The organism is Bacillus sp. BR3(2024) (genome assembly GCF_039134555.1).
In the GTDB taxonomy this organism is placed as follows: domain Bacteria; phylum Bacillota; class Bacilli; order Bacillales; family Bacillaceae_G; genus Bacillus_A; species Bacillus_A cereus.
The window spans coordinates 1,144,508-1,166,105 of sequence record NZ_CP152433.1; the positions used below are offsets into that span (position 1 = coordinate 1,144,508).

Below are 21,598 nucleotides of genomic sequence, written 5' to 3' on the forward strand. Positions count from 1 at the left end.
AATGTCTGAACAAAACAAAGCGAAAGCATTACCAGATCGCAACGAGATTGAAGAAGCAAGTACGTGGCGATTAGAAGATATTTTCCAAACGGATGCAGAATGGGAAAAAGAATTCCAAGCTATTAAAGAGCTATTACCGAAGTTAACTGAATTTAAAGGGAAACTTGGTGACTCTGCGGACAATTTACTTGAGGCATTGCAATATGAAGATGAAATATCAATGCGATTAGGTAAGTTATATACATATGCTCATATGCGTTACGATCAAGATACAACAAACTCTGTATATCAAGCATTAAATGATCGTGCAACAAATTTATATTCACAAGTATCTAGTAGCACAGCGTATATTGTGCCTGAAATTTTATCGATTTCAGAAGATACACTGCAAACATTCTTGAAGGAAAATAGAGATTTAAGTGTATATGAACATGCATTAGAAGAAATTACACGTCAACGCCCGCACGTATTATCAGAAGCTGAGGAAGCTTTATTAGCGGAAGCATCTGAAGTAATGAGTTCATCAAGCAATACATTCGGTATGTTGAATAACGCGGATTTAAAATTCCCATCTATTAAAGGGGAAGACGGAGAAGAAATAGAAATTACACATGGCCGTTACATTCAGTTTTTAGAAAGTGATGATCCTCGTGTTCGCAAAGATGCATTTAAAGCTGTATATGAAACGTACGGAAAATTTAAAAACACATTCGCAAGTACGTTAAGCGGAGCAGTAAAACGTAATAATTTCAATGCGCGTGTTCGTAAATATGATTCTGCTCGCCAAGCTGCACTGAGCAATAATAATATTCCGGAAGCAGTATACGATCAACTCGTTGAAACAGTAAATGACAACTTACATTTATTACACCGTTACATCGATATTCGTAAGCGTGCACTAGGACTTGATGAGCTTCATATGTATGATTTATATACACCACTTGTACCAGAAGTGAAAATGAATGTGAAATACGAAGAAGCGCAAGACCTTTTATTAAAATCTTTAAACGTACTTGGTGATGAATATGTTGATATTTTGAAAGAGGCATATGAAAATCGCTGGGTAGATGTGTATGAGAATAAAGGAAAACGAAGCGGGGCATATTCATCTGGTGCATATGGAACAAATCCGTATATTTTAATGAACTGGCATGATAATGTAAATAATTTATTTACACTTGCTCATGAGTTTGGTCATTCGGTGCATAGTTACTATACAAGAAAAACACAACCGCACGTATATGGTGATTATTCCATCTTCGTAGCAGAAGTGGCATCTACTTGTAATGAAGCGCTTCTAAATGATTATTTATTAAAAACGACAGAAGATAAGAAAGAGCGTCTATATTTATTAAATCATTATTTAGAAGGGTTCCGTGGTACTGTATTCCGTCAAACGATGTTTGCAGAGTTTGAACATATTATTCATAAGAAAGTACAAGAAGGACATGCTGTTACGCCAGACATGTTAACGGAAATTTACTATGATTTAAATAAGAAATATTTCGGTGAAGCTTTAGTAATCGACGAAGAGATTGGTTTAGAATGGTCTCGTATCCCACACTTCTACTACAACTATTACGTATATCAATACGCAACAGGATTTAGTGCAGCGACAGCTCTATCTAAACAGATTTTAGAAGAAGGACAACCAGCAGTAGAACGTTATATTAATGAGTTCTTAAAAGCAGGAAGCTCTGATTATCCAATTGAAGTGCTGAAAAAAGCAGGAGTAGATATGGCATCTCCTGAACCAGTAAAAGAGGCGCTACAAGTATTTGAAGAGAAATTAAATGAATTAGAAGCATTATTATTTGAGGAAAAGTAATGAAAAAAGACGAGGGATTGTATCCTCGTCTTTTTGTTGAATAGATTCAATGTCGATATTTGTCGAAAAGAAAGGTGAATTTCTTTGTTTTTCTAACTGAAAGGATAGTTTTACGACTGATTTTTAAAATTAAAACCCTTTGAATCGTTTTTTATAATTGAAATAAGAGAGAGTGATAACGATGATTCCGAATAAAAGAGGTAAGGCAATAATTTTAGGAAAAGCTTGTAGTAGAGAGAGGATGTACAAGAAAAAAGAAACGATGACAGCTAGAAAGAGAAGAGCAATATAAGATTTTTTCATAAATAAACCCCCTAAATGACCTTTTTTATAGCTTATTCAAAAATGAAAACGTTTAGAATGTGACAAAAGTGTGAAATTCGACAAAAGGGGTTGTCATCTGACGTCGAATCTTGTAATATAATAAGCGTGAACGAATTCACATACAAACATATACCCCTTTGTTTGAACGTGAAAATTTCTCCCATCCCCTTTAATATTTTTATAAGCCGTAAAGAAAAAGACCTGGTGTTTACACCAGGTCTTTTTCTTTTGCTATCCATTTCCAATAACGTTCGCATTTTACTTCTATCATTTGTACTTTTCGTTTCAGTTGTAATTTTTTTAGTTCGCGTTCAATTTCTTGTTGCGGACAATCATAAATAAATGCTACTTCTTTTGAAGATATAAATTGTGTTGCTTCTAGTAACACTTCTAAAGGTGGTAATGGTTCTGGCTCAATTTCACATTTTACAAGTTCTTTCAATAATTGTACGTATACATCGTAGGAATAATTTCCAGCGATTTTAATACCTTCTTCATCTGAGTTCGCATGAAAAAAGACGAGGGAAGGTATTTCTGTAATATGCATTTCATTCGTGAATTTCAAGTCACATTGGAAAGCTTTTTTTGCACTAGCAGAATGTAGATCTTTTTTAAATTCTTCTACATCAATATTGCTATCTTTCGCACATGCAAGTAATAGTTCGCAGTCAGGGTTTGATACATTTTCAAGGAAAATGTATTCTTGGAGTTTTCGCAAAAACTTCGAACCTGCTTTTCGGCCTTGCAACTCCGCTGCCTTAATTGCCATCGAAACTAAATATGGTGTTGACGATGCTTCTTGCATATGTACCTTTCCATCACATGAAAAACCTTGTAAACTGGTTGTCTTTTCCCACACAAATCGAATATTAGCAGGTTTATTCCATTTGTGTGAGGAAGCGTTCGTTCCATCCACTTTTCCTGTTACGATATGACGAATAGAGAAGTATTTCCCGTATTCAAGCCATAGTTTAATAATAAAAGGCTCAATTTCCCAGCAATCTTTACAAAGTGGATCAATAAATAAATATGCTTCTACAGACTTATGCTCGCATGCGGAAGGTGATGGCATATTTATATGCTTTGCTTCCTGCTTATCCATTACACTTCACCTGTTTCGTTTGGAGTATTAACCATATGCTGAGCGGTTAATGCTAAACGTTCAAAAACAAACTCTCTTATATGACCATGAACTCCAGTATCATCCATTGCTTGCTCCATACATGATAGCCAAGCCTCTGCTCGTTTTGGAGTAATCTCAAACGGAAGATGGCGTGCCCTTAACATAGGATGACCATGTTCTTCAGTGTACAAATTAGGACCACCTAAATATTGTGTTAAAAATTGCTTCTGCTTCCTAGCGGTTTCTGTTAAATCTTCCGGGAAGATGGGAGATAAGTCAGGGTGTTTACTGACATAGGAATAAAATGTATCTACTAATATTGCAATGCATTGTTCACCGCCAATTGCTTCAAATGGTGTCATCGGTTGCTTGCTCATCCTTTATAAACTCCTTTTTCCATGAAATGTATATCTATTGTAGCAATGGAATGTTCGAGAGGGCAAATAAACAGCTTTCTCAAAGATTCTTTGCTTATTCTACGGGTGTAAACTTTTTTAGTGAGATGTATCCACTAGTGAAACATATTCACTAGTGGAATTTTCACTTTAGCGTGCTTTTTTTTGTTTGGCAAGGAAAAAGCGTTTTACTTTGTTATTTGTATGGCGAACAGGTATGTTATGTTGCGTTAATAAATGAATAAATGCAGCTTTTCCTGTTTCTTCATCTTGCACTTCAAATTCAATTTCATAATCATCGTGATTGTAATAGAAACTATGATCAAAGACAAGCGTTCCGCCTTTAAATAATATTTCTGCTCTTTCTGTTGTTAAACTACCCATATATGTTAAAGCAGAAACAGGAATTTGTAATTTGTGTAATTGATCTACTACTGCTCCTTGAATGATTGTGTTTGTTTCCATCATCATTTTTGCTTCGTCTTCTGTTACGACTTGATGCGTTTCTAATAAACCGATTTCTGCAGGTTGTTTCAACGTTAACGTATAAGTTTCTCCTTTATGACGAATACGAAGTGCAGAGCCAGCTTCTTTTAACGAGAAGTCAGGTGTTTCAAAGTAGTGATTCACTTGTTTTGTAAATGCTTCAATAGAAAACGATTTACATAATGTATCGAATTCTTCTTTTGTAACGATATTTTTGAATTCAATTTCAATTTCTTGTGTCATTGTATAATCTCCTTTTGAAAAATAATTCTTTACACATTATCGCTTTTTCATAAATTTGGTTCAATGTTTTATTTGTTTGCGTCCATGTTATGATACAATAATACTGTTAAGTAAGACAGGAAGTTGAGATGGAGGAGTTAGAGCATGCAAAATAAAATCCAAGTTAAGAGCGTAGAAAAGAGAGAGAATGCTCTTATTTTTTGTGCGGAAAATAGTGAAATAGAGGTAAAGGAGTTAAGTGCGCGTAATCACGTACTTGTAGACTCAGACAATTTATCATTTTTATATATCTTAGAAAATGAATCATCTTTCATTTATGTAAGTATTCCGCACACATGCTGGGAAGCAATGCATGAAGCGATGAATAACGATGTGGTTATGTTCGTTCGCGTGAATGACATTGAAATGGAATTAGAAGGATTAAAAGAAGAAGTAGAATATTTAGTTGAAAATATTGAAGGTAATGCAAATTACGGAGAAGAATTAGTAACTGCTGTAGAAAAAGTATTTCTATAAGCAAATGGATTGATTTTGGTGGTGGTTGAAATGAATCGAAATTGGGAAGAATTTTTAGCACCTTACCACCAAGCGGTGGCAGAGCTAAAAGTGAAACTAAAAGGAATGCGTACTCAATTTGCAATGTTAACAGAGCATTCTCCAATTGAGTTTGTAACAGGAAGGGTAAAGTCGGTTGCAAGTATTATTGATAAAGCGGAGAAGAGAAATGTACCGCTAGACCGATTGAGAGAAGATATGCAGGATATTGCTGGGCTTAGAATGATGTGTCAATTTGTTGATGAGATTAAGCCTGTTGTAGAATATCTTCGAAAACGAAATGACTTTGAAATCGTGGAAGAACGTGATTATGTCACGCAAAAGAAAGATAGCGGTTATCGTTCTTATCATGTTGTCATTAGTTATCCTGTTCAAACGATTCAAGGTGAACAAAAAGTATTGGTAGAAATCCAAATACGCACGCTAGCAATGAACTTTTGGGCAACAATTGAGCATTCTTTAAATTATAAATATAGTGGACGTTTTCCTGAAGATATTAAAATACGATTGCAACGTGCAGCTGAAGCGGCGTTTTTATTAGATGAAGAAATGTCTTCTATTCGTCTTGAAATTCAAGAAGCGCAAAAGGCTTTTTCAAGAAAGCAAGAAACGAAAGATTCCGAATCATAAACTAAAGGGTGTTGGGCGATGAAATTTACAATTATGTCAAAGGGAGATCAATCATCAGATACACTGGCAAGCACGATGAAAGAGTACTTGCTAGATTTTGGATTTATAATGGATGAAAAGGAACCCGATATTGTAATTTCTGTTGGGGGAGATGGAACGCTTTTATATGCGTTTCATCGTTATTATAATCGATTGGATGAAACAGCATTTGTTGGTGTACATACAGGACATCTAGGTTTCTATGCAGATTGGTTACCAACAGAAGTAGAGAAATTAGTAATTGCGATTGCGAAAACACCATTCCAAGTGGTGGAATATCCGCTTTTAGAAGTTATTATTCGCTATGTGAATGGAAGTAAAGAGTCACAGTATTTAGCGATGAATGAGGCGACTGTAAAAAGTGCAGAAGGTACATTAGTAACAGAAGTAGAAATACGCGGAGAATATTTTGAAACATTCCGCGGAGATGGCCTTTGTATCTCTACTCCTTCAGGAAGTACCGCGTATAATAAAGCGCTTGGCGGAGCAATTATTCACCCATCTATTGAAGCGATTCAAATTGCAGAAATGGCGTCCATTAACAATCGTGTATTTCGTACTGTAGGATCGCCACTCGTATTGCCGAAGCATCATACATGTGTGTTAAAGCCAGCTGCAGGAATGAACTTACAAATTACAGTGGATCATTTAACGATGGTTCATCAAGATGTGAAATCAATCCAGTATCGCGTCGCAAACGAGAAAGTACGATTTGTTCGTTTCCGCCCATTCCCGTTCTGGAAACGAGTTCGTGACTCGTTTGTTGCAGATAAATAGAAAGGGTTATATATTTGAACAGATTTACATTGAAATGGGATATAGGGCCGGCTGAAGAGGGAACTTTAGTTAGGGAATTTTTGAAAACGAAAGGTATTTCTAAAGCCGCTTTAACGGATATAAAGTTTCATGGCGGAGCAATTGAAGTAAATGGTCAACATGCGAGTGTTCGTCATCAGTTGCGTGCTGGTGAAGAATTACGTGTCTTTTTTCCAGTGGAGGAAAGAAGTGAAGGGATGATGGCAGAAGATATTCCTTTATGCATTATATATGAAGATGACGCGGTTCTTATCATTAATAAAGAGGCGAATATGTCAACGATTCCGTCTAGAGAACATCCGGCAGGAAGTGTTGCCAATGCGCTGTTATCTCATTATGATAAGCAGCATCTTGCAAGTACAGTGCACATCGTAACACGTTTAGATCGTGATACTTCGGGGCTTATGCTTATTGCAAAAAATCGTTTCGTGCATCATCTTTTATCGAAGCAGCATCAACAAAAAGCTGTGAAACGAACGTATGAAGCAATTGTTCACGGAAAGATTGTAGAACGAGAAGGAATGATTGATGCACCAATTGGTCGAAAATCTGATAGCATTATTGAGCGAATGGTTTGTGAGGATGGACAAAGGGCAGTTACTCATTTTAAAGTAATTGATAGTACATATCATAAGACACATGTAGCGCTTGAGCTTGAGACAGGAAGAACGCATCAAATTCGTGTGCATATGGCTTATATAGGACATCCATTACTTGGTGATAGCTTATATGGAGGGAGAAGGGATGAAATGAAACGGCAAGCACTTCATAGTAAATCTTTGACGTTTTATCATCCTATTTTAGAGAAAGAGATGTCTTTCACTATAAAGCTTCCAAGCGATATGCAAGAAGTGTTGCGGCATACTTAAAAAGGGAACAAAATTCTTATATTATAAAGAATTTTGTTCCCTTTTTTCTTAGCGGAATAATATTAAAATTTGGTTTTCACCCGTACGCTTTATAACGAAAAATCCATTTTCGGCTTTTGTAGCAATGCCATTGTCATTTGGAAGACAAAATCCATGTGCTTCGCAAGTGCCGTCATCACGTACTAACATTTGTCCAATTAATCCGACAGGAAGCCACTCGGCGCGATCTTTTCTTGCTACATATTTGCGAGTTGGATCCCATTCTGTATTTAAAAGAGGTTGTATTTCTTCGGTTTCCGTCCATACATATTCGCGTTTTCCAAAGTTATCTGTTTTATAACGTTTTTCCCAACTTAAAGCCCCGCTATTTCCTATAAGGGCAGGGGTTGCGCTAGATATTCCTAAAATGAACGAGTCGTGTGAAGTAGCTATCCGAATTTTTTCTTCGCTACTAAATGTAACGAAATAACCGACATCAATAGGTTTATGATCTTCGGTTTCAAACATTTGTGCAAAATCCGTTCCACTTGCATTGTAAGACGCACCCTCAATGTACATTTCTCCATTATGGGCAAGCCATTTAGCCCCGATATTATGGTCGGTGTCGCTTACACCATTTGCAATAAACCAAGAATAAGCTTCTTCTGCAGTGCCGAAGCGCCCCATAATATGGCTACCTGCAAAATGAGCTGTTGATGTATGATGACCTTCCGCATGAGAAGAGGATCCGTTAGCGATAGTTGCGGTTCCTTCTGCGTGTGCTGCTTCGCCTAAAGCAATCGTCTGTTTACCCTCTGCATGAGAATAAGCTCCGCCTGCTGTCGTTTCACTTCCCTCACTATGCGAACTATGTCCAGTTGCTTTTGAGTTTGATCCCTCTGCATGAGAGAAAGAACCTTTTGCGTGTGTTAATAAGCCTTCCGCATGTGCTGCCATGCCCTCCGCATGAGAGTGAAGCCCTTCCGCATATGCATATCGGCCGCCCCTTTTAACTTTTGTATTTTCAGGTGTAGGTGTCTCAATTATGAGTGGTTTTTCAGTTTGTATATCATTCGATGAAGCCAATGCCTCTTTTATTTTTTTTACTTTGTTTATAATAGCAGCTGGAATTTCTGGTTCCACTTTTTTATTTATTGCTACAGAAATATTTTCTTCCGTCTTTTCTTCTGTTTGATTAGAATGTATTACCTGTTCATCTTGATTTGAGAGCTGTTTATTTTTTTGTTGCATCTTTATTTTTCTGCGATCGATTATGCGGCTCATCACAGCATTTTCTAAAGAGACATATGTTGGTTTTACTTTGCTTTTTTTTGATGACTCTTGTTCTTCCAGTTCTTCTATCGCTGCAGCCCGAATACTACACCAGTTGTTAATTCCGTACATGGGCAGATATAAAGGGGGAAATTTTCTTTTTTGTTTAGAAGATTTTTTCTTCATTCTGTCACCTCCTGCGACATTATATGTAGTGTAATTAAAAAAAGATGCACTTTATTGCATCTTTTTTTAATTACTTTACCTAGTTTTATATGAGATCTGCCTAAATAATACGGTAATCTTTCGCTAAGTAAGGTAGTTATGAAATTGGACGGAATTTCTCAGCGACAAAAGGTAAAGAAGAAGGAACAGAGATAGTCTCCATTTCAGGATAACGTAATCCGGTTAATTTGCCACCAAATACAGCACCAGTATCAATATTGACTGTCTGATTGACGAATCGAGGTTCTGCTACTGGTGTATGTCCATATACAATCCAAGCTTGCCCCTTGTACTCTTGCGCCCAATCGCGACGGACAGGTGAGCCATCGGCATGCTTTTCTCCTGTAATATCGCCATATAATACAAAGGTTTGTACTTTTTTATCTCGTCTTCCTATGTAATCTTGCCGAATCCCAGCGTGACATACGATTACTCTTTTTTCATCTAGTATGTGGTAGAGCGGTGATTGTTCATAAAGAGTGATAAACTTTTCTTTTATAATGTTTTGCTTATGAGAAGGGAGTGCCTCATATTCAGCAACAGTTGTTTCAAGTCCGTGAGCGACTGTTACATTACGCCCAAGGAAAAATCGATATAGTTTATTACAGTGATTTCCAGGAGCGTAATAAGCTTCTTTTTTATGTATGACAAGTTCCCATACAATTTCAATCATACGTAATGAATGAGGACCACGGTCTGTAATATCGCCAACGAATGCAAGTTTACGTTGGTCAGGGTGAACCGGTAGACCGCTACTCCAGTTATATCCTAGCTGCTCTGTTAAATTTTGAAACTCTTGGAAGCATCCATGAATATCTCCTATAATGTCATATTTCATATTTAAACCTCCATCGTATTTTTCATTAGTATATCTAAAAAAGGATAGAGATAAAAATATAGCGTTTTTGTGTTGTTCATTTAAACATAAAGATTTTCGTTCTTGAGCGAACATTTAAAATGAATCCAATCGCAATCATGTATGTAAGCAGTGAACTTCCTCCGTAACTCATAAGAGGTAATGTTATCCCTGTAATGGGAAGTAATCCGATTGTCATCCCGATATTTTGGAATACTTGGAAAGTAAACATTCCGATTGTACCAGCGCAAATGTAACTACCGAAAGGGTCATTACTTTCTAAAGCAATATGAATCATTCGAAAAATGAGTAAGAAAAAAAGAGAAATAATGACACTTGCGCCTAGAAAGCCAAATTGTTCAGCGACATTAGTGAAAATAAAATCTGTATGTGGTTCTGGAAAATATACTTGTCCATTTTCCCACCCTTTTCCTTGCATTTCTCCGGATCCAGTCGCTAAGAATGCTTGTCTTAATTGATAGCCTTGTGCATCATATTTGTAAGGTGCTAACCATCCGTAGAAGCGATTTAATTGATACTCTTTTAAAATGTGTGCTTTAAAGAAATCTGTGTGAGTAAAAAAAATATATATTAATGTAGATCCAGCAACGAAAGTACCTGAAACTAATCCAAAAATAAAACGCCATCGTATGCCAGAAACTAGTATCATTGCTGCAAGCATCGCTGAAATGACCATTGTGTTTCCTAAATCTGGTTCTTTTGCAATAAGTAGTAGTGGTGGCAAGCTTGTCGCAAATATTTTTCCAAGTAGTAAAAAATCGTCATGTATCGTTTGGGAAAAATATTTCTCATTATGATTTGCTATAATTCGTCCAATGACGATAATTAAAAACAATTTCATAATTTCAGAAGGCTGAAAATTTCCGATGCCTGGGAGCCTGTACCAAGCGGTAGCGCCTTTAATTGTAACGGCACCTGGTACTTGAAGTTCTAGTCCAATAAGTAGTACCATTGCAAAGCTGTACAAATACCAAGCAATTTTTTGATAACGATCGAAGTCGATAATCATAATAACACCAATGGCTATAAATCCAATGAAATACCATTGGATTTGCTTTAGTACAAAATTGACGTTTTGTAAAAATGGCGGTAAAGAGGCTTGCGCACTTGCAATAGCACAACAACTAACAATCCCAATGGCAAATAAAATAAATAGTAATACGTAGTCTATTTGATATTGAGAATTTGGATCTTTCAATGTAGGTATTCCTTTCTACTGCTCTTTATAGTAATGGATTTTATCCCGCATTAATGGGCAGTAAGACCCCCACCTCAAAATTCAGCGAAAGCGAAGAAGTTAGGTGGGGGATCAACTGCCCGTAAAAGCCCGATTGGTGAGAGCTGATTAAAGTTTCACTTTATAGTATGAGAAAGAATGTATGAACTATACGAATGATTCACATATAGTCCATACACTTTTAATTTTGCAGAGTAGTTTAATTGTTTAGCTCTTTAATAATTATATCCAAACAATGAGAGAGACGTACATGTGCGTCAGGAAAAATATCTAGTTGATGAAGATAGTATTTTAAGGAACTTTTACACCATTGGTAAGCACTAAGTAGAGCTGCTCTATAGTCCGTAGTATTTTGTAAAAAGCCATATTCTTTTGCTGTTATAACAAGGTGTGTGAAATCTTCACAACCTTGAAGGAGCTTATTGTGTATTTGTTGTCCAGCATGGTAGCGAAATTGACTTAAAGGCTCAGAAATGTATATTGCATTTCCTTTAGAAAGTAAAGAAATCCATGAGGCCATATCAACACTACAAGAATATTGTCGCTCTTTAAGGGTGCCAAAAGGTTCAGTGAGCAATTCCTTTCGGAACAAAGTAGTTGTAGGCTCACCGATAATGTTGTGTCCGCCCTTTAACATCCAATTACCTAAAAATATCCCGTTTAATGGGGTGTCTTCACTATATAACCTTTGTGTTGGATGGGAATCACCTATTAGATTTCCATGATCATCAATGCGTACTCGATAAGAAGTAACAAGAGCAAGATTTTTATTGGGATCTTGCTCAAAATAGGTCATCATTTTTTGTATTTTATGCTTATAAAACACGTCATCGTCCATTAAAAAATTTATATACTCACCATTTGATTTTTCTATGAGCATAAGGTCATTGTGAAATTGTCCTAGAGTAGGGGTATTTCGAATGTATGTTATATTTTTATAATTTGGTAAGTATTGTTCGCGTATTAAAGTTGCTGTTTCATCATTTGTACTATCATCTCCGATGATGATTTCAATATTTGAATAAGTTTGTGCCAATGCACTTTCTAGAGCAATTTTGAAATAATGAGGCCGATTATAAGTAGGAATAAGGATGGAAACGAGAGGTGGATTTTTTTCATTCATCATACATAACTTCCTTTCAGAAGCTTTTTTTTGTAAGAACAATATCTTGGTAACTTGTATATTCATGTCTGCCGCACCATAAACCGTAATGCGGCTTATTGATTATTTCTAGGCCGTACTTATTCAATAGATTGCAAATATCTGTCTCAGGATAAGCAACTGCGAAATTCGGAATATCTTTATTTACAACGTAGCAATTTTCGATTCGATGATAAAAACCTAATGTACTTTGTCCTGCATTTAAATAATAGGACGATTCAGGGTTTATAAGAAAGAATGTAATGAAACATCTCCCGTCTTTTTTTAATACACGTACAATTTCAGATACGTAATGTTCTAATTCTTTTGGGAGAAGATGTGTAAATACAGAAGTTAAAAAGATAAAATCGAATGTTCCGTCTTCATAGGGAAAACGATATTGAGAGGCATCTTCTTTTCCTTCCGGATTATAGAATTGATTGTATATGTCAACATGTTCAAAGTGAAAATTATTACGCATAGTTGAAATGTTATTTTGACACCAAGTAATTCCATCTTTAAACAAATCAAATCCATAATACGCTCCATCATCATTTAAGTAATTCATTAATGGTACAGCCATTCGGCCGACACCGCAGCCTACATCTAATACTTTTTCATTTGATTTTAAAGCACCAATTTGAATAAAATGCTTTAGGAACTCTTTTCCAACCTTTTTGAAGTCGCCACCTACATATTGGACGAGTTCAGGAGGGGGGAGTAAAGTCATTTCTTTGTTAAGTTCACTCATGAGTATACCCCTTTCTTGTATGAGAAGATGCAGTAAATCTATTAATAAAATTTTCAATTTGTAGTGAGAGAATACAGGAAAACAATTGTTATATGTAAGGAGATTCCGAAAAAGAATACTTAATTGGATTAGAAGTGAGAGAAGAATGAGTGAAAATGGAATCTCCTATAGATTAAATCTTTTTTTATTCTTTTCTCCAATAAACGCCAAATACATCAATTTTAGTAATAGGGGCTTTTAAATTTCGTTGGTTTCTAAAGTCTGTCACAGCCTCAGCGCATGGCGGTAGCCCGTAGTCATCGATAATTATATAGCCACCTTTAGAAACTTTATCATATAAGTTCACGAGACCATCCATTGTGGATTCGTACATATCACCATCAAGCCGTGCAATTGCTATTTTTTCAATTGGTGCTGTTGGTAAAGTATCTTTAAACCAACCTTTTAAAAATTTCACTTGATCATTTAGTAAATCATATTTTTTGAAATTCTCTTGTACTTGTTCTAAAGAGACTCGTAAGTAATCGAATGTGTGTAAATAATCACCGTAATCTTTTGGATATTGTTCTAGATTCGGTGCTGGCAAACCTTCAAATGAATCTGCAACCCACACATTACGATCCGTAATGTTGTTTGCTTGTAAAAAACCATTCATAAAAATGCATGATCCTCCGCGCCATACACCTGTTTCAATAAAATCACCTTCTATATTTTCACGAACAACGGTTTCCATCGCCTCTTGTAATTGGTTCATACGTTCTCGACCAATCATGCTATGTGCTGCTCTTGGCCAATCCATTCCATCATGACGTTCACTTTTAGAAACATTTGGTTTTACAATTTTTAAGTTATGGTTTTCAGCATATTGCTTAATGAATAAAGGGAGGGGGACTGTAACTGGTTCGAATTCTAGTTCTTTTGAAATATGTAGAGATGCGGGTAAGTATGCCTCATATTCTAACCATATTTCAAATAAAATGGTCTTCTTTAGCAATTCGAGATAAAGCTGAACAGCAGATTTACTTTCCATATTTGTGCCTCCTGCAAAATGTCATACAACAATATGATTATGTAGATAGCGAATGTTTCATGATTGAATTTGAAATTGAAAAAGCAGTAAAACTGATATCAGTTTTACTGCTAAGTAAAAAATTAAGCGATTTTTTCAATAATAATAGATGCATTTGTACCAAGAGCTAATGATAGCCCAAGTCCTGTAACGATTACTTCAACTAATGATGGAGTTGTCGTAATTTGCGTAATTGCTTGAACAACGATAGGTGCTCCAACTGAGATTAAAGTAGCCCCAGTACCTGGTACAGATACCCCATTTACTTGGATTGTAAGCCCCCCTAATACACTTATTGCCGCAGTATATACGATAACAGTGATTTTATAGAATCCAGTTTCAGCAATAACGAAAGTATCAGCATCTAATTGAGAAATTGCTGTACCAAACTGAGATCCAACAGTATTAAATGGTACTGGAGCATTTAGTCCAAGGTCTAAAGAAATTCCAGCGGAGTTAAATGCATACAATCCTGCTGGAAGTCCTAGTCCGGATGGTCCAGTCGGTCCAGTCGGTCCAGTAGCCCCAGTCGGTCCAGTCGGTCCAGTAGCTCCAGTGTCACCAGTCGGCCCTGTAGGTCCAGTAGCCCCAGTGTCACCAGTCGGCCCCGTAGGTCCAGTAGCCCCAGTGTCACCAGTCGGCCCCGTAGGTCCAGTAGCCCCAGTGTCACCAGTCGGCCCCGTAGGTCCAGTAGCCCCAGTGTCACCAGTCGGCCCCGTAGGTCCAGTAGTCCCAGTGCCACCAGTCGGTCCAGTCGGCCCTGTAGGTCCAGTCGGCCCCGTAGGTCCAGTCGGCCCCGTAGGTCCAGTTGGCCCTGTAGGTCCAGTCGGCCCCGTAGGTCCAGTCGGCCCGGTCGGCCCAGTCGGAAGGGTAAACGGTGGTATCGGTGGTAATGTAGGTCCTACAAGATTAGGGTCAAATGCACTAGCTGATAAAGATTCATCGGGATTTAATCCATTTGAATAATTATTATTTGACATAAATTCACCTCCATAAAGCGTTCATTATATAGTAGATGCAAAACCGAAAGAAAATGACACGGACATTTGAATTATTGAAAAGAAATCTTAAACTACTTGAACAATTTAAAAAAATGGAAAGTTTAGTATATGTATAACATATGATTGATTTGGAAGAGGGTGATTATGTTGAACAAGCAAGGAATTACAATTAGTTTATGTATGATTGTTCGAGATGAGGAGGAGACAATAGCCCGTTGTTTAGAAACAGTTGAAAAAATTGTGGATGAAATTATAGTAGTTGATACAGGTTCCGTCGATCGAACGAAAGAAATCGTAGAGAAATACACTTCTAACATATATGATTTCCAGTGGATTGATGATTTTGCAGCAGCAAGAAATTTTTCTTTTTCAAAAGCGACGCAAGAGTATATATTGTGGCTAGATGCAGATGATGTCTTATTAGAAGATGCTCAAGAAGCATTGAAACTTTTAAAAAGAGAATTAGATCCTAAAATTGATGCTGTTTCGATGCCTTATCATCTTGCAATGGATTCTAACGGGAAACCTTTATATTGTACAAAAAGAAATCGACTTGTAAAGCGTGAAAAACAATTTCAATGGTTTGGAAAGGTTCATGAGTATTTAGCTATTTCTGGTGAGGTTTTTAGTAGTAATGTTGCTATTACACATAAAAAAGAAAAAAAAGTAACAAATCGTAATTTGAAAATTTTTCAAAATACTGTAGCGGCAGGTGAAGAATTAAGTCCGAGAGATTTATTTTATTACGCAAATGAATCTACGGATAACCAAAAATATGATGATGCAGTTCTTCTATATGAAACATTTCTTAATCAAGACGAAGGATGGTATGAAGAGAAAATTTATGCATGTGGTAAGTTAGGAGATTGCTATGCAAAGCTCGGAATGTGGGAGAAGGCAATCGAATCTTGTGTGAAGTCGTTTCGGTATGACGTCCCTAGAGGAGAGAATTGTACAAGAATAGGATATATATATATGGAACAAGAAAAATATAATGAAGCGATATTTTGGTTTAAACTTGCTACGGAAGTACCAATGGCAACGGAAAGTCCTTTCCATAGTCCAGCTAGCTACACATGGCTACCCTATTTACAAATGTGTATTTGTTATAGCAGGTTAGGGGAGCAGGATAAAGCGTATTATTACAATGAATTAGCAGCTTCTTATGTTCCGAATAATGCTGCAATTGAATATAACCGTAAATATTTTCGGGGAGTTTTTGATAAACCATATAAAGTGTAATAGGTTTCGTTTTTTAGAAATGATTTATCGCTATTCTAACTCTAATAGATTGGTTATATATTAGAGTATCAGTAACGTAACCAATATAAATAAAAGATTTTATACTGCTATTTGCGGGCTAATAATCATTGGGGGATGAACAAAATCTGCACTTTATAGAATTCATATGAGATTTATATTTCTAATTCAATTTGCATAAGGAGTGTGTGAAATGAATCGCGAAAAAAGTTCTTTATATGAAGAAAAATCCGAGCATTATTATAATGCAGCGAATCCGAATTTATTAAAGCATATAAAAAAGGAATGGAAAGAAGTTCTTGATATTGGTTGTTCGAGCGGTGCATTGGGAGCAGCTATTAAAGAAAACGGTACACGTGTATCAGGAATAGAGGCATTTCCAGAGGCGGCAGAAAAAGCGAAGGAAAGACTAGATCATGTTATTTTAGGGGATATAGAAAAAATAGATCTTCCTTATGAGGAGGGGCAATTTGATTGCGTCCTATTTGGGGATGTATTAGAGCATTTATTTGATCCGTGGGCTGTGATTGAAAAGGTTAAGCCATATATAAAGCAAAATGGTGTGATTTTAGCAAGTATACCAAACGTTGCTCATATTTCAGTATTAGCTCCCTTGCTTGCTGGAAATTGGACGTATACAGAATATGGTTTATTAGATAAAACACATATTCGTTTCTTTACATTCAATGAAATGCTAAGAATGTTTTTAAAAGCAGGATATTCAATTAGTAAAGTAGATCGTGTATATGTTGATCATAAAATGTATGAGCCGCTTATTGAGGAGTTATATGGAATTTGTAAAAAATATCGTCTTGGAAGTGGCTTCATGGCTGAGACAGTTGTATTTCAGTATATTATTGAAGCTGAAAAATCACAATTATGAGTGCTGCAGACAAAACAATATTATTTGTTACATGTATAAATGATCGGAAATTGTATGCAAACTGCGTTCGACATATATTGCAATTGTTAGTACCGCCAGGGTATATTGTACAATTTATGCCGATTCGAAATGCGAAAAGTATGACGAGTGGATACAATCAAGCCATTTCGCATCCAGCGAAGTATAAAGTGTATTTACATCAAGATGTTTTTATTATAAATAGGGCTTTTTTATACGGATTACTTCAATTATTTGAGGAACATGAACACCTTGGTATGATTGGGATGGTTGGAGCGCAATATGTTCCTCCGACTGGTGTATGGAACGAAGGGCGTGGAATTGTAGGAAAGGTCATTGGTTATATGAATGATTTGTTTTATATGGCAAGTTTAGAACAACCGTATCATGAATCAAAAACATTTATTCCTGTAGAATGTATTGATGGTTTATTAATGGCCACACAATATGATGTTCCGTGGCGAGAAGACTTATTTGACGGATTTGATTTTTATGATGTATCTCAATCATTTGAATTTAGGAAAGCAGGATATACAGTTGGTGTACCTGTACAGCGCGATGCTTGGTGTATCCATTATCATTTTGATGTGAATATGACGAACTATGAAAAGTATCGGAAAATATTTGTGGAACAATATATGTCAGATGTAAATAAGGAAGAATAAAAGGGGGGACAAAAATGAAAGATCATACAATATTAGTCGTTGTTTGTGTAAATAATGAGGAGCTTTTCAAACAATGTGAGAGCCAAATAAGAAACATTTTTGTTCCCCCAGGTTATGTCGTGCAAATTTTTCCGATACGAGATGCACAAAGTATGGCAAGTGCATACAACCGAGCCCTTTCATATCCAGCGAAATACAAAGTGTATATACATCAAGATACATATCTTATTAATCGAGACATGTTTTCTACACTTATATCTCTTTTTAAAGAAAATGAAAAGCTTGGTTTAATAGGAGTCGCTGGGGCTCAGTTTTTACCGAATAACGGGATATGGTGGGAAGGAAAAAATTTAGTAGGGAAAGTGATTGAGTATAGAAGATGGAATTATCAATTATTAAATTTAGATCAGGTTTTTTATGGTAATCAACCATTTTTGTCAGTTCAGGCAATTGATGGCTTATTCATGGCAACGCAGTATGATATTCCGTGGCGAGAAGATTTGTTTCAAGGGTTTCACTTTTATGATGTGTCACAGTCTTTAGAGTTTCAAAGGGCTGGTTATTTAATCGGTATCCCAAATCAAGCAAATTTATGGTGTATTCATTACAACGGGGATGAGTTTGATGCGGATACATATGAGAAGTACCGGAAAGTGTTTGTAGAACATTACAAAGATATATTATCTCCATCATAAAGGAGAGATGCAAAGTGAAAGGAATTATTTTAGCAGGTGGTACTGGATCGAGATTATATCCAATAACGAAAGTAACGAATAAACATTTACTTCCTGTTGGTCGGTATCCGATGATTTATCATGCGGTATATAAGCTAAAACAATGCGATATTACAGATATTATGATTATTACGGGTAAAGAGCATATGGGGGATGTTGTTAGCTTTTTAGGGAGTGGTCATGAATTTGGAGTGTCCTTTACGTATCGTGTGCAAGATAAAGCGGGCGGGATCGCACAGGCGTTAGGGCTTTGTGAAGATTTCGTCGGGAATGATCGTATGGTAGTTATATTAGGGGATAATATTTTTTCAGATGATATTCTTCCGTATGTTGAAGAGTTTGCAAATCAAAAAGAAGGTGCGAAAGTGCTATTGCAATCTGTAGAAGATCCCGAAAGATTTGGCGTAGCACATATTCAAAACCGAAAAATAGTTGAAATTGAAGAAAAGCCGAAAGAGCCGAAAAGTTCTTATGCGGTTACGGGAATTTATTTGTATGATTCGAAAGTCTTTTCTTATATTAAAGAATTAAAACCTTCTGCACGGGGAGAACTTGAAATTACAGATATAAATAATTGGTATTTAAAACGAGGGGTACTTACTTATAATGAAATGAACGGCTGGTGGACTGATGCGGGAACTCATGCTTCGCTTCAAAAGGCGAATACGTTAGCGCGTGATATTAATTTTGGGAAACAGTTTAACGGAGAATAGGTGAGAATATGAAAGTTGTAGAAACAAATTTTACCGATGCAAAATTGTTAGAACCGAGGTTGTTTGGAGACGAGCGTGGCTTTTTTTCAGAGAGTTATAATAAGCAGGTGCTAGAAACATTAGGGATAACGTATTCATTTGTACAGGATAACGTATCTTATTCGGCTAAGGCAGGAACGATTCGGGGACTACACTTTCAAAAAAAACCGAAAGCACAAACGAAACTCATTCAAGTTATGCAAGGGGCAATTTATGATGTTATCGTTGATTTACGAAAAAAATCACCAACATTTAAACAATGGAAAGGATATATTTTAAGTGCAGATAACCATCGGCAATTACTAGTGCCAAAAGGGTTTGCGCATGGATTTTGCACGCTTGTTCCGCATACTATCGTTATGTATAAAGTAGATGAATATTATAGCGCAGAGCATGACTCAGGATTACTTTGGGAAGATAAAGATTTAGCAATTCCTTGGCCAGTAACCGATCCTATATTGTCCGATAAGGATCAGATATTACCATTATTAGAGGAATATGAAGATAGTTTTTAAGTAGGAGCGTTGTTTATGAATATATTAGTAACAGGTGGGGCTGGATTTATTGGAAGTAATTTCGTTCATTACATGCTACAAAGTTATGAAACGTATAAAATTATTAATTACGATGCATTAACATATAGCGGGAATTTAAATAACGTAAAATCTCTTCAGGATCACCCGAATTACTCTTTTGTAAAGGGAGAAATTCAAAATGGAGAGCTATTAGAACACGTTATAAAAGAGCGGGATGTACAAGTGATTGTAAATTTTGCAGCTGAATCACATGTGGACCGTAGTATTGAAAATCCGATTCCTTTTTATGATACAAATGTAATTGGGACGGTCACTTTATTAGAACTAGTTAAAAAATATTCGCATATAAAACTTGTGCAAGTATCAACGGATGAAGTGTATGGCTCTTTAGGAAAAACAGGGAAGTTCACAGAGAAAACGCCGTTAGCTCCAAATAGTCCATATTCTTCAAGTAAGGCGAGCGCGGACATGATAGCTCTATCTTACTATAAAACATATCAATTACCGGTTATAGTAACGCGTTGTTCTAACAATTATGGGCCGTACCAGTATCCCGAAAAATTAATTCCGTTAATGGTTACGAATGCACTGGAAGGAAAAAAACTACCGTTATATGGTGATGGTTTAAATGTAAGAGATTGGTTACATGTAACGGATCATTGCAGTGCGATTGACGTTGTTTTGCATAAGGGACGTGTAGGAGAAGTATATAATATAGGTGGAAATAATGAAAAAACAAATGTAGAAGTTGTGGAACAAATTATTACTCTTTTAGGAAAAACAAAAAAAGACATTGAATATGTTACAGATCGTTTAGGGCACGATCGTCGTTATGCGATTGATGCAGAGAAAATGAAGAATGAATTTGATTGGGAACCGAAATATACGTTTGAACAAGGATTACAAGAGACGGTGAAATGGTATGAAAAGAATAAGGAATGGTGGAAACCACTAAAAGACCAGTAAGGGGCATGTTAAATGAAAGAGAGGGTTATCATAACAGGAGCAAACGGTCAATTAGGAAAGCAACTATTTGAAGAGTTAGACTCTGAAGAATATGATATATATCCATTTGATAAAAAGTTATTAGATGTGACAAATATATCCCGAATACAACAAGTGGTACAAGAAATAAAACCACATATAATTATTCATTGTGCTGCCTATACGAAAGTAGATCATGCGGAGAAAGAACAGGATCTTGCATATAGAATAAATGCAATCGGAGCTCGAAATGTAGCGGTTGCTTCACAATTAGTAGGGGCGAAGCTAGTTTATATTAGTACTGATTATGTATTTCAAGGCGCCAGACCAGATGGATACGACGAATTTCATAGTCCAGCGCCGATAAATATATATGGGGCCTCTAAGTATGCGGGGGAGCAGTTCGTCAAAGAGTTACATAATAAATATTTTATCGTTCGCACATCGTGGCTATATGGTAAATATGGGAATAATTTCGTGAAAACGATGATGCGATTAGGAAAAGAAAGAGATGAAATATCTGTTGTAGCGGATCAAGTTGGCTCTCCTACGTATGTGGCGGATTTGAATATGGTTATTAATAAGCTCATTCATACTTCTTTATACGGTACATACCACGTATCAAACAGAGGTTCATGCTCTTGGTTTGAATTTGCACAAAAGATATTTTCGTACGCCAATATGAAAGTGAATGTATTACCTGTTTCAACGGAAGAATTCGGGGCTGCGGCTGCGAGGCCCAAATATTCTATTTTTCAACATAACATGCTAAGATTAAATGGTTTTTCACAAATGCCGTCTTGGGAAGAAGGATTAGAGCGGTTTTTTATAGAAACCAAAAGTCATTAACAAATTTCTGTTAATGACTTTTTTGTTTGCCTTTAAGCGGTTTTATGGTACTATAAT

General features: G+C 36.2%; 24 protein-coding genes. 13 read left to right on the forward strand and 11 right to left on the reverse strand.

Going from position 1 to position 21,598, the window contains the following annotated elements:
* The first annotated feature begins 1 nt into the window (after position 1).
* Positions 2 to 1,828: an oligoendopeptidase F gene (gene pepF, locus V7S45_RS05910; protein WP_342761693.1), complete on the forward strand. Its 1,827-nt coding sequence runs from the start codon at positions 2 to 4 to the stop codon at positions 1,826 to 1,828.
* Positions 1,829 to 1,957: 129 nt separating this feature from the next.
* Here pepF and V7S45_RS05915 read toward each other — a convergent pair whose 3' ends face one another.
* From V7S45_RS05915 to V7S45_RS05930, 4 genes are all read right to left on the reverse strand, one after another.
* Entirely contained in the window at positions 1,958 to 2,131 is a 174-nt protein-coding gene (locus V7S45_RS05915; RefSeq protein ID WP_000750355.1) for a hypothetical protein, read from the reverse strand.
* A 229-nt stretch (positions 2,132 to 2,360) separates the two neighbouring features.
* Positions 2,361 to 3,254, reverse strand: a complete 894-nt coding sequence (locus tag V7S45_RS05920) for a ClpXP adapter SpxH family protein (RefSeq protein ID WP_000360645.1) — start codon at positions 3,252 to 3,254, stop codon at positions 2,361 to 2,363.
* Positions 3,254 to 3,652, reverse strand: coding sequence for a hypothetical protein (locus tag V7S45_RS05925; RefSeq protein ID WP_000043386.1), 399 nt, complete (start codon positions 3,650 to 3,652; stop codon positions 3,254 to 3,256). Before V7S45_RS05925 ends, V7S45_RS05920 begins: the two co-directional genes overlap by 1 nt.
* Before the next feature lie 168 nt (positions 3,653 to 3,820).
* Entirely contained in the window at positions 3,821 to 4,399 is a 579-nt protein-coding gene (locus tag V7S45_RS05930) for a CYTH domain-containing protein (protein WP_088345308.1), read from the reverse strand.
* A 144-nt stretch (positions 4,400 to 4,543) separates the two neighbouring features.
* On the opposite strand from V7S45_RS05930, the gene V7S45_RS05935 reads away from it, so the two are divergent.
* The 4 genes from V7S45_RS05935 to V7S45_RS05950 are packed head-to-tail and all read left to right on the forward strand — an operon-like array spanning position 4,544 to position 7,308.
* Positions 4,544 to 4,915: a hypothetical protein gene (locus V7S45_RS05935; protein WP_001180003.1), complete on the forward strand. Its 372-nt coding sequence runs from the start codon at positions 4,544 to 4,546 to the stop codon at positions 4,913 to 4,915.
* 30 nt (positions 4,916 to 4,945) lie between these two features.
* Positions 4,946 to 5,584, forward strand: a complete 639-nt coding sequence (locus tag V7S45_RS05940) for a GTP pyrophosphokinase family protein (protein WP_001081482.1) — start codon at positions 4,946 to 4,948, stop codon at positions 5,582 to 5,584.
* A gap of 18 nt (positions 5,585 to 5,602) precedes the next feature.
* Entirely contained in the window at positions 5,603 to 6,400 is a 798-nt protein-coding gene (locus V7S45_RS05945; protein WP_000673190.1) for an NAD kinase, read from the forward strand.
* Positions 6,401 to 6,414: 14 nt separating this feature from the next.
* Positions 6,415 to 7,308 carry an RluA family pseudouridine synthase gene (locus tag V7S45_RS05950; RefSeq protein WP_001079135.1) on the forward strand — a complete coding sequence of 298 codons (894 nt, stop codon included), beginning with the start codon at positions 6,415 to 6,417 and terminating at the stop codon, positions 7,306 to 7,308.
* A gap of 48 nt (positions 7,309 to 7,356) precedes the next feature.
* On the opposite strand, the gene V7S45_RS05955 is transcribed toward V7S45_RS05950, so the two are convergent.
* The 7 genes from V7S45_RS05955 to V7S45_RS05985 form a co-directional block, all read right to left on the reverse strand.
* On the reverse strand, positions 7,357 to 8,745 hold the full coding sequence (locus V7S45_RS05955) for a peptidase G2 autoproteolytic cleavage domain-containing protein (RefSeq protein WP_025690631.1): 1,389 nt from the start codon (positions 8,743 to 8,745) through the stop codon (positions 7,357 to 7,359).
* A gap of 136 nt (positions 8,746 to 8,881) precedes the next feature.
* Positions 8,882 to 9,622 carry a bis(5'-nucleosyl)-tetraphosphatase PrpE gene (gene prpE, locus V7S45_RS05960; protein WP_025690633.1) on the reverse strand — a complete coding sequence of 247 codons (741 nt, stop codon included), beginning with the start codon at positions 9,620 to 9,622 and terminating at the stop codon, positions 8,882 to 8,884.
* Between the two features lie 76 nt (positions 9,623 to 9,698).
* A complete protein-coding gene (locus V7S45_RS05965) occupies positions 9,699 to 10,859 on the reverse strand; it encodes an FtsW/RodA/SpoVE family cell cycle protein (RefSeq protein ID WP_000654702.1) in 1,161 nt (386 codons plus the stop codon).
* 238 nt (positions 10,860 to 11,097) lie between these two features.
* Positions 11,098 to 12,024 (reverse strand): glycosyltransferase, encoded by a 927-nt coding sequence (locus V7S45_RS05970; protein ID WP_000980807.1) that lies wholly within the window; start codon positions 12,022 to 12,024, stop codon positions 11,098 to 11,100.
* Positions 12,025 to 12,037: 13 nt separating this feature from the next.
* On the reverse strand, positions 12,038 to 12,790 hold the full coding sequence (locus tag V7S45_RS05975) for a class I SAM-dependent methyltransferase (RefSeq protein WP_001292843.1): 753 nt from the start codon (positions 12,788 to 12,790) through the stop codon (positions 12,038 to 12,040).
* Positions 12,791 to 12,974: 184 nt separating this feature from the next.
* A complete protein-coding gene (locus V7S45_RS05980) occupies positions 12,975 to 13,820 on the reverse strand; it encodes a TylF/MycF family methyltransferase (protein WP_000444381.1) in 846 nt (281 codons plus the stop codon).
* Positions 13,821 to 13,942: 122 nt separating this feature from the next.
* Positions 13,943 to 14,839 (reverse strand): exosporium leader peptide-containing protein, encoded by an 897-nt coding sequence (locus V7S45_RS05985; protein ID WP_342761694.1) that lies wholly within the window; start codon positions 14,837 to 14,839, stop codon positions 13,943 to 13,945.
* 165 nt (positions 14,840 to 15,004) lie between these two features.
* Here V7S45_RS05985 and V7S45_RS05990 point away from each other — a divergent pair, with 165 nt between their 5' ends.
* The 8 genes from V7S45_RS05990 (at position 15,005) to rfbD (ending at position 21,541) form a co-directional block, all read left to right on the forward strand.
* On the forward strand, positions 15,005 to 16,102 hold the full coding sequence (locus V7S45_RS05990) for a glycosyltransferase family 2 protein (RefSeq protein WP_000932913.1): 1,098 nt from the start codon (positions 15,005 to 15,007) through the stop codon (positions 16,100 to 16,102).
* 211 nt (positions 16,103 to 16,313) lie between these two features.
* Positions 16,314 to 17,003, forward strand: coding sequence for a class I SAM-dependent methyltransferase (locus V7S45_RS05995; RefSeq protein ID WP_001078432.1), 690 nt, complete (start codon positions 16,314 to 16,316; stop codon positions 17,001 to 17,003).
* Positions 17,000 to 17,686, forward strand: a complete 687-nt coding sequence (locus V7S45_RS06000; protein ID WP_001271185.1) for a glycosyltransferase family protein — start codon at positions 17,000 to 17,002, stop codon at positions 17,684 to 17,686. The genes V7S45_RS05995 and V7S45_RS06000 overlap by 4 nt, the downstream gene beginning before the upstream one ends.
* Before the next feature lie 14 nt (positions 17,687 to 17,700).
* On the forward strand, positions 17,701 to 18,381 hold the full coding sequence (locus tag V7S45_RS06005) for a glycosyltransferase family protein (protein ID WP_000651528.1): 681 nt from the start codon (positions 17,701 to 17,703) through the stop codon (positions 18,379 to 18,381).
* Positions 18,382 to 18,395: 14 nt separating this feature from the next.
* A complete protein-coding gene (locus V7S45_RS06010) occupies positions 18,396 to 19,133 on the forward strand; it encodes a sugar phosphate nucleotidyltransferase (protein WP_000676157.1) in 738 nt (245 codons plus the stop codon).
* Positions 19,134 to 19,141: 8 nt separating this feature from the next.
* Complete coding sequence (gene rfbC / locus V7S45_RS06015; RefSeq protein ID WP_000869415.1) at positions 19,142 to 19,687, forward strand: dTDP-4-dehydrorhamnose 3,5-epimerase; 546 nt, start codon at positions 19,142 to 19,144, stop codon at positions 19,685 to 19,687.
* A gap of 15 nt (positions 19,688 to 19,702) precedes the next feature.
* Complete coding sequence (rfbB, locus tag V7S45_RS06020) at positions 19,703 to 20,674, forward strand: dTDP-glucose 4,6-dehydratase (protein ID WP_001024171.1); 972 nt, start codon at positions 19,703 to 19,705, stop codon at positions 20,672 to 20,674.
* 12 nt (positions 20,675 to 20,686) lie between these two features.
* Entirely contained in the window at positions 20,687 to 21,541 is an 855-nt protein-coding gene (rfbD, locus tag V7S45_RS06025; protein WP_000664653.1) for a dTDP-4-dehydrorhamnose reductase, read from the forward strand.
* The last annotated feature ends 57 nt before the right edge of the window (positions 21,542 to 21,598 follow it).